The following is a 12,028-nucleotide window of genomic DNA, read 5'->3' on the forward strand; positions in this document are numbered from 1 at the left end:
GGCTTAACCATACAACACCCAAGGGGTTTTGATGGACTCAATGAAAGAACATTGAATGTGTAAGAACGAGAATTAAAAAACAGCTTTCCAGATTAAAGAATTTGCTTGGCGACCATAGCGTTTTGGACCCACCTGATTTCCATGCCGAACTCAGAAGTGAAACGAAATAGCGCCGATGGTAGTGTGGGGCTTCCCCATGTGAGAGTAGGACATCGCCAGGCTTTAGTTTTATTTTCACTTTTTCGAAAAGTGAAGACAAAAGCGGACACTTGCTTATTAAAGCGAGTGATACCACTGCGGAGTGGTAGTTCAGTTGGTTAGAATACCGGCCTGTCACGCCGGGGGTCGCGGGTTCGAGTCCCGTCCACTCCGCCACTTATTTGAGCGTCGTCTCAATAACACGAATTACAGGGGTGTAGCTCCAATTGGCAGAGCAGCGGATTCCAAATCCGCGTGTTGGGAGTTCGAATCTCTCCACCCCTGCCATACTCTAAAGCCTCAGCAGTAATGCTGGGGCTTTTTTACATCTGAAGAAAAGAGAATCTGACTAGTTGGAGAGTTGTCGATTCCTCTGATACCAAAGTATCGGGGGATTGAAAGTTCATATCTCCGGGATATTGGTCCACTTCACCTATCCCCCATGTTCATAAGCTCTGGCTTAGGTCAGGGGCTCTTTTATTCCTAACGTATAGTTTCGACGTCAGGTGTATGTTTATCCGACGAATATGGCATACCTTTGCTTCAGATAGTTTTATTTTCTAGTAATGTAATTATTAAATGTTGATGTATCGCTTTGCTCTTTCTGTTTTACTTTCGAATTTTCATAACGCTTTTTCTTCGTTATCGAGCACATCTGATTCACAATCTATTGAAAGGTCAGTGGTTACATTGGCTTGGATGATTACTGACTTGGTTCCTGTTATCATCATGCATTGATGCTAATAATTAGGAAGTAAGTTTATGCCACATTTTCGATTCCGTGCTGTAGAGCCACAAGCTGTTCAGGCATTATCAAAACCTCTTACGGATGAACTTCAGCCTCTAATGGACTGTCCGCGTGAGGATTTTACTTTTGAGTATATCTACACTACGTTTTTCAATGAGGGAGAGGTGAGTGCTGCATATCCTTTTGTCGAAGTGCTTTGGTTCGACCGTGGCCAGGAAGTGCAAGATGAAGTTGCCAAGCTTATTACGCAACAAGTGCGCGCTATCGCTGGTGCCGATATTGATGTTGCAGTTATCTTTTCCGCTTTATCTCCTAAAGCTTATTACGATAATGGCGAACACTACTAAAGGTTAAAGGCTATGAGGCTGAGTTTCATTGTAACTTTGGGTTTATGTTTCTCAGCTTCAGTATGTTCTACTCCTTGGGAGTCTGCGGTTAATCCTACCCGAAACTCTTCCTCCTCTATTGGTAGTTATGCTAACGGTTGTTTAGATGGTGCATTACCCTTGCCTCTCGATGGCGTTGGTTATCAAGTCTTACGTAGTAAAACGAAGCGCTACTATGGGCACCCTAAAACGATAGAGTTTATTGAAAATCTGGCGCTTAAAGCTCATCAAAATCTCAACACCACTCTGCTAATTGGTGATTTATCTTTACCTAGAGGTGGAAGGTTCTCCTCTGGTCATTCTAGTCATCAAACTGGGTTAGATATCGATATCTGGTTAAGACTTGCTGACCAACCGCTTTCTTATAACGAATTACAACTTCCTAAGCCCATGAGTGTGGTGGATTTAAAAGGTTATTCCATACTTAATCATCGCTGGGAAGAACGGCACTTTAAGCTAATTCGGTACGCTTCAAAAAGTAAGGATGTTGCACGAATTTTTGTACATCCTGTTATTAAGGAGCAACTTTGCTTGCAAGAAAACGGCAAAGATCGTTCTTGGTTACGTAAAGTACGTCCATGGTGGGGGCATCATTACCACTTTCACGTCAGGTTGTCTTGTCCTGATTCGAGCGACTATTGTGTTGATCAAGCACCACCTCCAGTAGGCGATGGCTGCGGTGTTGAGCTCGCAAGTTGGGCCCCGAAAGCGAAACCTATTGATACCCCTCCACGGGTAAAAACAACCTCTAAGCCCAAACGAAAAAAAGTCGTTCCACCTCAATGCTTGCCGCTTATCAATCCTAATTAGTGTTACTCTCCAGGTTTATCTGTACTTGGTGATCTCTTTTATGAAACTGGAGAAACATCATACTTTTGTCTACATTGAATAATACCAATACAAAAACTAACCCAATTAGTTTTGGGGACATATTATAGAAATCTAAATTAAACAAAGAGTTGTAGTATGGGTAAGTTGTAACTTCTTTGTTTAGAAAAAGATCTTTCGTCACGATACTCTAGTTTCTTAGCAATATGTCTGTCAGTTGGCTAAAAAGCGATAACAACGCAGACAAGTGTGTAAGGCAGGGATATGCCCTTTTCCTGTTAGAAGAGTAAATCAAGGACAAAACCATGACTATGATTTGTGCAAAAGAATTTGCAGAGTGGTTAAGACACAGATTTAGCAGTGATACTAAAGGAGTCTCTTTGACTCGAGAGGATGTGAATCACCTGACTGGGCGTCAACGCCTTGATCCGGGTTTTGTTAATGATGTGCATTATGAGCTGATGCAATATGGGATGGCTTTCGTTACTGATACGAGCCGAGAAAACTTTTATTTAATACCTGTTTCTCAAGCGGAAAATTGGCGTGAGAGACTAGAGTATCATTTTGAAAAAGAGCTATTCTGCAATATTATCCCTATTGAAAAATCAGGTTGAGAAAAGGTTCAACTTTGATGCCAAAGTTGAACCTAATTGCTCTTATGCTAACCCTTGAATAATCACGAATTTTTCAAGCAACTGCTCTTCAGTTTCGACATGGTTCGGATCTGTGATTATGCATTTTGTAATTGGACACACTGACTGACAGGTCGGCTTTTCGTAATGCCCCTTACACTCTGTACATAGCGCTGGATCAATTTCGAAAATGCTCTCTCCCATACTGATTGCCCCATTGGGGCATTCGGGATCACACATGTCGCAGTTAATGCATTTATCAGTAATGAGCAAGGCCATGGTTACTTACCAGTCGGGTTACGGGTGTCCTGCCCTGAGTTTAGATTACGCATTAATAGGCCATATTCTAAATCTAGCTCTGCTGGTACTGGAATGAATACAAAGTGACCGTTTCCTTTCGCGTCTTCAATAGACTCTGACTTGCGGTTTTCCATTGCCTCTAGCGTGAAAACAATATTGCCTTTTGGCGTCATTAGTTCAAGGCTATCACCGACAAGAAACTTATTTTTTACTTCTACTTCAGCCATGTCACCACGACGTTTGCCAGTGAATTCACCAACAAACTGTTGAGCATCAGAGACTGAGTAACCGTAATCGTAGTTTTGGTAAGTATCGTGTGTATGGCGGCGTAGGAAGCCTTCAGTGTAGCCACGGTGAGCTAGGCTTTCTAGTGTACCCATTAGGCTTTCATCGAATGGTCGACCTGCTACAGCATCATCAATTGCTTTACGATAAACTTGAGCGGTACGTGCGCAGTAGTAGAACGATTTAGTACGACCTTCAATTTTCAATGAGTGAACACCCATCTTAGTTAAGCGTTCAACGTGCTGAACCGCTCGTAGGTCTTTAGAGTTCATGATGTAAGTACCATGCTCGTCTTCGTAAGCTGCCATTTTTTCTTCTGGACGGTGTGCTTCAGAAAGTAGAACGACTTCATCTGTTGGTTTGCCGCGACCAATTGTGGTTTCAGGACGCTCGTCTTGTACTTCGACAGGCTGTGCTTCCGTCGGGTCGAATTTCTCTACGATGTCACCAGCGTCGTTTTCTTTACCCTCTTCAACTTTGTATTCCCAGCGGCATGCGTTAGTGCAAGTGCCTTGGTTAGGGTCACGTTTGTTGATATAGCCAGAAAGTAGGCAACGACCAGAATAAGCCATGCATAATGCACCGTGAACGAATACTTCAAGTTCAGTTTCAGGGCAATGCTCACGAATTTCTTCGATTTCTTCTAGAGATAGCTCGCGAGAAACGATCACACGTTCCACGCCATTCGCTGCCCAGAACTTAACGGTCGCCCAGTTTACAGCGTTCGCTTGTACAGAAAGGTGAATTGGCATTTCTGGGAAAGCTTCACGAACCATCATAATTAGGCCTGGATCTGACATGATCAATGCGTCAGGACCCATCTCTACGATTGGCTTAAGATCACGGATGAACGTTTTTAGCTTCGAGTTGTGTGGTTGAATGTTACATACCACATAAAGCTTTTTGCCTAGGGCGTGGGCTTCATCGATACCGATTTTTAGGTTCTCGTGGTTAAACTCGTTGTTACGTACGCGAAGGCTGTAGCGAGGTTGGCCAGCGTAAACTGCATCTGCCCCGTAGGCGAATGCGTAACGCATGTTTTTCAGGCTGCCCGCTGGAGATAGTAGCTCAGGCACGAATGCTTTCTCAGTTGTCATTGCTCAATTCTCTTTTATCTGATCACAAGTCAGGCCAATTCCACCTAATGGAAATGGGGCGCAAATTTTACGTCAAAATGTGAACTGTGACTAGGGTAATTGTGCTTCAGATAGAAAAACGCCCTCAAAAAAAGTGAGGGCGTTATGGTTAACCTTTATACAATATTATGTGTTAGGATTCGCTAAGCCGCCTAGCGCATCGTATAGGTTGGGAAGGAAAGCACTGAACTCTCCACACATTAGAGAGAAGTCTGCATCAAATCGAGCTGCTTGATCTTCACGTGGAATATCATCGTTTTGATCTTTCAATTCATCAGAGAATTTTAGACGTTTGATGCCTGCATCTTCCGTCATAATGAACTCAATACGATCTTGCCAATTAAGCGCAAGTTTTGTCACGACTTTATCCGCAGCGATGTGGTTGCGGATTTCATCAGTGGTTAGCTCTTGCTTCTTACAGCGAATCACACCACCTTCTTCAAGTACGGATTTTAGCTCAGCTTCGTCCATCATGCTGATACCTTGAGGTGTGTCACCGCTTTTCACCCACTCGGTTAGCGTAGTTTCAATCGCCACTTCTGGAATAGCAGGAACAACAGGTAAACTACCCATGGTTTTACGAAGCAATGCTAATACATCTTCTGCTTTTTTATAGCTGCTTGCATCAACAAGGATAAAACCTTCTTTTGGCATGATGAGCACGTGAGTGTGGCTGCTGCGGCTGAATGCGCGCGGCAGTAAATCCATTACGATGTCATCTTTCAGGTTGTCTTTCTCTTTCTTCTTCAGAGGACGACCTTCTTGCGCTTCCATTGCTTCTACTTTTGCATTCAATGATTCTTTGATCACAGAGGCAGGTAGCATTTTCTCTTCTTTCTTGGCGCAAATCAGAATGCGGTTTTCTGACACGTGAGTCATCATATCGCCATGTCTACCCATTGCACTGACCCAGCCAAATTTCTGTTTGTCTTGACTGCCACACGGGGTGAATCGGAATTCAGACAGCTGAGTTTCTAGTTGTTCGGCGTTAAAAGTAACCTCGCGGTTAACGCGGTATACCAGACAGTTTTTAAACCACATAAATCTTCTCTAGGCTTGATGACAAGGGACTAATCATAGGGAATTTTTGTGCTGATGTCTTAATAGAAATGAAAAATATCCGAATGAACCTCAAAAGAAAGTTATATGAAAATTTGTTTTCAAAGGTCACAAAAGTGTCATAATTGGTAGTGATAATGCTTATGCATAGAGAGGCGCTTTGTCTCTTAAATTCATTAGCTCAACGAACATAAGGTTACTCAATTATGTCTAGAAGGATTCTGGTTGTTGAAGACGAAGCTCCTATTCGCGAAATGCTGTGCTTCGTACTTGAGCAGAAAGGTTACCAAGCGGTAGAAGCGGAAGATTACGATACTGCAGTAACCAAACTGGCTGAACCCTTCCCTGATTTAGTTTTACTGGATTGGATGTTACCAGGCGGTAGTGGCATTAACTTCATCAAACATATGAAGCGAGAGGAATTAACGCGCAACATTCCAGTTGTGATGCTTACCGCTCGTGGTGAAGAAGAAGATAAAGTGCGCGGTTTAGAAGTCGGTGCGGATGACTACATTACTAAGCCATTCTCTCCTAAAGAGTTGGTTGCACGCCTAAAAGCGGTGATTCGTCGCGTTACCCCTACTGCACTAGAAGATGTAATTGATGTACAGGGATTGAAGCTTGACCCTGTATCGCACCGTGTTACGGCTAATGATGCGCCATTAGACATGGGCCCTACAGAATTTAAGATGCTTCATTTTTTCATGACGCATCAAGAACGCGTATACAGCCGTGAGCAGCTATTAAACAATGTTTGGGGCACTAACGTGTATGTCGAAGACCGTACGGTTGATGTTCACATTCGCCGCCTGCGTAAAGCATTGGAAGCTGCAGGGCATGATAAGCTGATCCAAACTGTTCGTGGTGCTGGATACCGCTTCTCGACGAAGGCATAAATTAACACGCAGCTTATCGGTACCATTTCTGGAGTTATGAGTGGTTGAAAGATTAACGTGGAAAAAGCTGGCTTGGGAGCTGGCTTTTTTTTACACCCCATGGGTGATAGTAGGTTGGATATTCGGTTATATGCCGTGGTTGCTTTTGGCTGCTACGGCATTGCAGCTTGTGTGGCATTTGCATAACCAAGTACGTTTATCTTCTTGGTTATGGGATGAAAAACGCCTCACGCCACCATCTGGTAGCGGTAACTGGGAATCTTTGTTCAATGGGTTGTATCGCTTACAACAGCGCCAACGCCGCAAACGAAAAGAGCTTACTAATCTTATTCGTCGATTCCGAAATGGTGCAGAATCGCTACCCGATGCGGTAGTGGTATTCCGTGCTGAAGGCAATATTGTTTGGTGCAACAAGCTGGCTCAGCACTTACTGGGCTTCCATTGGCCAGAAGATTCAGGTCAACCTATCTCCAATCTCATTCGTACACCTGATTTTATCAAGTACCTCAACAAGAAAGACTTTTCAGAGCCATTAGAAATGCGTTCACCACTCAATGTCGAACGCATGCTAGAACTACGTATCGTACCGTATACCGAAGGTGAACATTTGATGGTGGTGCGTGATGTTAGCCAGTTAAAACAACTTGAGGGAATGCGTCGCAACTTCTTTGCCAACGTATCTCATGAACTGCGTACACCAATGACGGTGCTACAAGGTTATCTTGAGATGACAGAAGATCCTGATATGGTCGTGGGTCCTATGTGGAGCAAAGCTCATGGTGTCATGACGGAGCAGCTTAACCGCATGAACAGTTTGGTGAACCAACTACTGACACTATCTAAAATTGAAGCGGCACCTATGCATGAGCTTGAGGAAGTCGTGAATGTGCCCGCGATGCTTGAAGTGTTAGAAAAAGAGGCGGTTAGCCTTAGTGGGGACAACCAACATAAATTGAAATTTGATGTTGATGCTAGCCTACGCGTGCTGGGCGATGATGACCAGTTACGTAGTGCTATCTCTAACCTCGTTTATAATGCCGTCAAATACACACCGCCTGGTGCGAACATTAATGTTCGTTGGTTCCAGACCTCTCAAGGCGCATGCTTAGAGGTGGAAGATAGTGGTGATGGTATTGAACCTCAGCACCTCCACCGACTTACTGAGCGTTTTTATCGAGTGGATAAAGCAAGATCACGTGATACTGGTGGAAGTGGTTTAGGGCTTGCCATTGTAAAACACGCGCTGAGTCACCATGACTCTCATTTAGAAATTCACAGTGAAGTAGGCGTGGGTAGTAAGTTTTCTTTCGTATTGCCTGAGCGTTTGGTGGTGAAATAATGGCTTTACGATTAGCAAAAACATTCAGTTTATTCGCGCTTGTTTGTTCTTTTATGGCTGCCGCTCAAGATAAACCATTGCCGAGTTATCATAAAACGACGGGGATTGTCGGGAACTTGCTCTCTGTTGGCTCCGATACACTTGCGGGTATGACAACGCTTTGGGTTGAAGAGTTTAAATCCATTTACCCGAATATTAATGCGCAAGTCCAAGCATCTGGCTCTTCTACTGCCCCTCCAGCATTGACCGAACAAACAGCTCAGTTTGGTCCCATGAGCCGCCCTATGCGTTTAAGAGAGGTTGAAGCGTTTGAACGTGAACATGGCTACAAGCCAACGGCGCTTAGGGTAGCCATCGATGCAATCGGTATTTTTGTTCATCAAGATAATCCAATTCAAGGTCTTAACTTTAGTCAATTAGATGCTTTGTTTTCTGCCACGCTACGCTGTGGTGAAAGTCAATTTGTCACAAACTGGCAGCAACTCGGTCTTGAATCACAGTGGGCAAAGCGAAACGTACAGTTGTTTGGTCGTAACTCCGTTTCTGGAACTTATGGTTACTTCAAAAGTAATGCCTTGTGTGGCGGCGATTTCAAGACCCGAGTTAACGAGCAGCCAGGCTCCGCGTCAGTTGTGCAAGCTGTAGCGTCAACCATCAGTGGAATTGGTTATTCCGGTGTCGGTTATCGAGTGGCAGGTGTGCGCTTAGTCCCTGTGGCTAAAATGGGAAATGACTACGTGACTCCAACGCGAGAACATATTGTTAGTGGTAAGTACCCACTATCACGTTACTTATATGTTTACGTGAATAAGCACCCTGATTACCCATTAACACCAATTGAAGCTGAATTTATTCGCTTTATCTTTTCTGCTCAGGGACAAGCGTTGGTTGAGAAAGATGGTTATGTGCCCATTACGGCAGACTTTGCAGAAGAAGAGTTAAAAAAAGTCGGCCTGTAAGCCGACTTTTTATTTAAGTATGGGCAGTACGAGATCAGAAAGTGAGTGTCCACTTCGCGCTGTCCCAACGTTCTTGTTCTTCCTGTAAATCCGCGTGAAGTAATTTATTGTTTTCTAGCCATGCTTCATCTGTGCATGTGAGAATCCATTCGTCATTTTTGATAGATAAGGTGATATCAGGCAATGGATCTTCATTACGCTGCCCATTTAATACGATAGAAAGTCGTAATATTTTGATGAGGCTTATAACGTCACTCTGTTTATAGAGGTTGAAATCTGGTAGTTCTTGCAATTTGAGCGCTTTACGCTGGAAGCGAGCCAATGTTGCAAGCACTAATTGCTGCTCACGGTTGAAGCCTTGTAGGGTGGAGTGCAACAGAATATAAAAAGAGTGGCGATGGAAACTACGCAAGTTGATACTTAATCCGACTTCATGAAGCAACGCTGCCCACTCTAGTAAGTCAAATAATTCACTCTTTTTCTTAATGCCTAGTTCAGAGCGTACCTGACATAACATCTCACGTGCATGCCCCTTAACACGAGCGGCATGCTCTAAGTCGACTCGGTGCTTGTTGGCTAAATTTTCTGTGGTGCGCATGCGAATATCGGAGCGTGCAAAACGCTCTTCCATTTCGTACAACAGGCCTTCGCGTAGAGCACCATCGGAGAAAAACATTTGCTCAATGCGAAGCGCTTTGAAAATCGCGGACAAAATCGCTACGCCTGCTGCGAATACGGGTTTACGTTCTTCTGTTAGACCCGCCAGCTCAATATCTTCAATGGAATCAAATTTACACAGAGTTTCGATAAGTGTATCCAGTCGACTCGCTGTGATCAGGCCATCTTCAAAACCTAATCCTACTAGCACTTCTTGAATCGCTTTGATGGTTCCTGATGAGCCGAGAGCAATATCCCAGCCCTTTTTACGATATGTTGAAGCGATGGACTCGAGTTTTTGTTCGGCCGCTAACATCGCCTTGCTGAAGTTTTTTCCTGACAGTTTGCCGTTTTTAAAGTATTGCTCTGTAAAACTGACGCATCCCATCTGTTTACTGTTGAGAAGCTCAGGCTCAAATTCTTGTCCAATAATCATCTCGGTACTGCCGCCTCCGATATCGATGACTAGTTTGGAGTTGGATTCTACTTGAGTGTGCGCGACGCCTAAGTAAATCAGGCGGGCTTCTTCTTCTCCGGGGATAATTTCTATTGGGAAAGGCATCACTTCTTTCGCACGCTCGATGAAAAGGTGGGCATTTTTAGCGCGTCTTAGTGTGTGTGTGGCGGCGATACGTACATTTGACTCATCAAGCCCTTGCAACCTTTCAGCGAACATGGCTAAGCATTCTAGCGCACGCTCCATTGCGGCGTGACTTAAGTTCAATTCACTGTCGAGTCCTGATGCTAAGCGAACACGTTGTTTATGACGACTAACCAGTTGTAGGTCACTGCCGACAACTTTGGCCACCACCATATGGAAACTGTTTGAGCCGAGGTCTATCGCGGCAATGTAGCGAGTATCTTGTTCAAGTATTTGAGGCATCTGAATTTTGTTTTCTAGTTTGCTTTTCTATATTTTTAAGATAGTCATAGATAGCGATTTGAGAGCGAACTTTTTTGCGATTACCTCGTGGTACGTAAGCGTTACTCATTTCTTTATCTATAAAACGAGCCTTTACTGTATCGGTAAAATGGATATTCGTTATATCAATAATTCTCTGTTTCAAACGTGGATCACGGACTGGTACTGCTACCTCGACACGGTGATCAATATTTCTTGTCATCCAGTCTGCGGAGGAGATATAAACTTGCGGATCGCCATCATTGTGGGTGATCACCACGCGAGGGTGCTCAAGAAAGCGGTCAACAATACTGATGATGCGAATATTGTCGCTGATCCCCTCAATGCCCGGTACTAATGAGCACATGCCTCGAATTATCATGTTTATTTTTACACCGGAAGTACTTGCTCCATAAAGCTTATTGACGATGCCTTTATCGACTAGGTTATTGACCTTGATCGTAAGAGCGGCTTTTTTCCCTAGCTTGGCATTCGCAATTTCATTATCGATTAAGCGGTAGATTTGGGTTCGAGAATTACGAGGAGATACCATAAGGTGATTGAACTTCACTGGTCGGTATGGATTCTCAATGTAACCGAAGACATTACGGACTTCATTAGTGATTTCTTGATCTGCCGTAAGCAGGGAGAAGTCGGTATAAATTCGTGCCGTCTTCTCATGGAAGTTGCCTGTGCCGATGTGTGCGTAGCGAATAATTTCTTCACCTTCGCGGCGGCTAATCATCAGTAGCTTTGAGTGAATCTTAAGACCAGGCGCACCAAAGATGACGTGCACACCCGCTTCGGTTAATACTTTTGACCATTCGATATTGGCTTCTTCATCAAAGCGAGCTTGCAGTTCGACGACCACAGTGACATTTTTGCCGTTGTGCACCGCATCAATTAAAGAGTTCATCAAGCGAGAATCTTTCGCGACGCGATAAATGTTAATCTTGATACTAAGTACTTTGGGATCGAAGGAGGCTTGGCGCACTAACTCACTAATGTGGTCAAAAGTGTGGTAGGGATAATAGAGCAGAATATCTTTCGCTTTAATCGCGTCAAAGCTGTTGGCATAACCTTCGAAATCGGCACATTTCATTGGCGGGAGAGGTTTATTTTCAAGATACTCTCGTCCAACATTTGGAAAGCCGATGAAGTCTTTAAAGTTGTGATAGCGTCCGCCGGGGATAAGGTTATCGTAGTTAGAGATATTAAGTTTGTTACACAGAAACTCTAACATTTGAGGCGGCATATCGCGTTCGTAGACGAAGCGAACGGGCTTTGCTGTCAGTCGCTGATTGACACCCTCTGACATTTGTTCAAGCAAGCTGTACTCGATTTCATTGCGTAAATCGTATTCAGCGTCACGCGTCATTTTCATCGCATAGCCGCTAAGCTCATCATAATCAAAAAAGCCTTTGAACAGCTCGTCCAAACAGTGGCGGATAATATTATCAAGTAAGATGATGGTTTTTCGACGCTTTCCTTTCTGTTCTGGTACCATCACAAAGCGGGGAAGGTGATCGGTCGGAATTTCGATCAGAGCATACTGGTAATGTTCTTCTTTACGCAGTTCCACGGCGATGTAAGCGTACTCGTCTTTGAGAAATTGCAGAACATCGATCTCGTCTTTCATTAGGAGGGGAGTGATATGCGGCATTACCTCTCTACGGAAGTATTTCGCGATCCACTTTTGTTGCG

Annotated in this window: 11 protein-coding genes, 2 tRNA genes and 1 rRNA gene; 9 read left to right on the forward strand and 5 right to left on the reverse strand. The window is 44.0% G+C overall.

Annotated features, from left to right (window positions below; all coding sequences use genetic code 11):
- Positions 1-104 precede the first annotated feature (104 nt).
- The 6 genes from rrf to IQP38_RS07740 all read left to right on the forward strand — a co-directional run bounded on the left by rrf (position 105) and on the right by IQP38_RS07740 (position 2,774).
- Positions 105-221, forward strand: a 5S ribosomal RNA gene (gene rrf, locus IQP38_RS07715).
- A 77-nt stretch (positions 222-298) separates the two neighbouring features.
- Positions 299-375 (forward strand) — tRNA-Asp (locus IQP38_RS07720).
- A 34-nt stretch (positions 376-409) separates the two neighbouring features.
- Positions 410-486, forward strand: a tRNA-Trp gene (locus IQP38_RS07725).
- A gap of 474 nt (positions 487-960) precedes the next feature.
- On the forward strand, positions 961-1,293 hold the full coding sequence (locus IQP38_RS07730) for a DUF1904 domain-containing protein (RefSeq protein WP_017633933.1): 333 nt from the start codon (positions 961-963) through the stop codon (positions 1,291-1,293).
- 12 nt (positions 1,294-1,305) lie between these two features.
- Positions 1,306-2,142: a penicillin-insensitive murein endopeptidase gene (gene mepA / locus IQP38_RS07735; RefSeq protein ID WP_017633932.1), complete on the forward strand. Its 837-nt coding sequence runs from the start codon at positions 1,306-1,308 to the stop codon at positions 2,140-2,142.
- A gap of 323 nt (positions 2,143-2,465) precedes the next feature.
- Positions 2,466-2,774: a hypothetical protein gene (locus IQP38_RS07740; RefSeq protein WP_005381765.1), complete on the forward strand. Its 309-nt coding sequence runs from the start codon at positions 2,466-2,468 to the stop codon at positions 2,772-2,774.
- A gap of 42 nt (positions 2,775-2,816) precedes the next feature.
- On the opposite strand, the gene IQP38_RS07745 is transcribed toward IQP38_RS07740, so the two are convergent.
- The 3 genes from IQP38_RS07745 to rdgC all read right to left on the reverse strand — a co-directional run bounded on the left by IQP38_RS07745 (position 2,817) and on the right by rdgC (position 5,554).
- The gene (locus tag IQP38_RS07745; RefSeq protein ID WP_005381763.1) at positions 2,817-3,071 is read right to left on the reverse strand and encodes a YfhL family 4Fe-4S dicluster ferredoxin; all 255 of its coding nucleotides are present in this window, start codon (positions 3,069-3,071) and stop codon (positions 2,817-2,819) included.
- A gap of 2 nt (positions 3,072-3,073) precedes the next feature.
- Positions 3,074-4,474, reverse strand: coding sequence for a tRNA 5-hydroxyuridine modification protein YegQ (gene yegQ, locus IQP38_RS07750; RefSeq protein ID WP_005381754.1), 1,401 nt, complete (start codon positions 4,472-4,474; stop codon positions 3,074-3,076).
- 165 nt (positions 4,475-4,639) lie between these two features.
- Complete coding sequence (gene rdgC, locus IQP38_RS07755; protein ID WP_193837474.1) at positions 4,640-5,554, reverse strand: recombination-associated protein RdgC; 915 nt, start codon at positions 5,552-5,554, stop codon at positions 4,640-4,642.
- A 224-nt stretch (positions 5,555-5,778) separates the two neighbouring features.
- Here rdgC and phoB point away from each other — a divergent pair, with 224 nt between their 5' ends.
- The 3 genes from phoB to IQP38_RS07770 are packed head-to-tail and all read left to right on the forward strand — an operon-like array spanning position 5,779 to position 8,766.
- Positions 5,779-6,468, forward strand: coding sequence for a phosphate regulon transcriptional regulator PhoB (phoB, locus tag IQP38_RS07760; protein WP_005381752.1), 690 nt, complete (start codon positions 5,779-5,781; stop codon positions 6,466-6,468).
- Positions 6,469-6,508: 40 nt separating this feature from the next.
- Positions 6,509-7,807: a phosphate regulon sensor histidine kinase PhoR gene (phoR, locus tag IQP38_RS07765; RefSeq protein WP_005383667.1), complete on the forward strand. Its 1,299-nt coding sequence runs from the start codon at positions 6,509-6,511 to the stop codon at positions 7,805-7,807.
- Positions 7,807-8,766 carry a PstS family phosphate ABC transporter substrate-binding protein gene (locus tag IQP38_RS07770; RefSeq protein WP_025768852.1) on the forward strand — a complete coding sequence of 320 codons (960 nt, stop codon included), beginning with the start codon at positions 7,807-7,809 and terminating at the stop codon, positions 8,764-8,766. Before phoR ends, IQP38_RS07770 begins: the two co-directional genes overlap by 1 nt.
- Before the next feature lie 34 nt (positions 8,767-8,800).
- On the opposite strand, the gene ppx is transcribed toward IQP38_RS07770, so the two are convergent.
- Both ppx and ppk1 read right to left on the reverse strand, forming a co-directional pair.
- The gene (ppx, locus tag IQP38_RS07775) at positions 8,801-10,306 is read right to left on the reverse strand and encodes an exopolyphosphatase (protein WP_033905789.1); all 1,506 of its coding nucleotides are present in this window, start codon (positions 10,304-10,306) and stop codon (positions 8,801-8,803) included.
- A partial coding sequence (gene ppk1 / locus IQP38_RS07780) for a polyphosphate kinase 1 (protein ID WP_228010019.1) occupies positions 10,290-12,028 on the reverse strand: 1,739 nt, incomplete at its 5' end. The genes ppk1 and ppx, both read right to left, overlap by 17 nt.

The organism is Vibrio sp. OPT41 (genome assembly GCF_015163595.1).
Taxonomy (GTDB): domain Bacteria; phylum Pseudomonadota; class Gammaproteobacteria; order Enterobacterales; family Vibrionaceae; genus Vibrio; species Vibrio alginolyticus.

What these genes read in the sequence shown, in the direction of transcription:
- IQP38_RS07730 (WP_017633933.1), top strand. Translation starts at nt 961, where the DNA reads ATGCCACATTTTCGATTCCGTGCTGTAGAGCCACAAGCTGTTCAGGCA.
- mepA (WP_017633932.1), top strand. Translation starts at nt 1,306, where the DNA reads ATGAGGCTGAGTTTCATTGTAACTTTGGGTTTATGTTTCTCAGCTTCA.
- IQP38_RS07740 (WP_005381765.1), top strand. Translation starts at nt 2,466, where the DNA reads ATGACTATGATTTGTGCAAAAGAATTTGCAGAGTGGTTAAGACACAGA.
- IQP38_RS07745 (WP_005381763.1), bottom strand. Translation starts at nt 3,071, where the DNA reads ATGGCCTTGCTCATTACTGATAAATGCATTAACTGCGACATGTGTGAT.
- yegQ (WP_005381754.1), bottom strand. Translation starts at nt 4,474, where the DNA reads ATGACAACTGAGAAAGCATTCGTGCCTGAGCTACTATCTCCAGCGGGC.
- rdgC (WP_193837474.1), bottom strand. Translation starts at nt 5,554, where the DNA reads ATGTGGTTTAAAAACTGTCTGGTATACCGCGTTAACCGCGAGGTTACT.
- phoB (WP_005381752.1), top strand. Translation starts at nt 5,779, where the DNA reads ATGTCTAGAAGGATTCTGGTTGTTGAAGACGAAGCTCCTATTCGCGAA.
- IQP38_RS07770 (WP_025768852.1), top strand. Translation starts at nt 7,807, where the DNA reads ATGGCTTTACGATTAGCAAAAACATTCAGTTTATTCGCGCTTGTTTGT.
- ppx (WP_033905789.1), bottom strand. Translation starts at nt 10,306, where the DNA reads ATGCCTCAAATACTTGAACAAGATACTCGCTACATTGCCGCGATAGAC.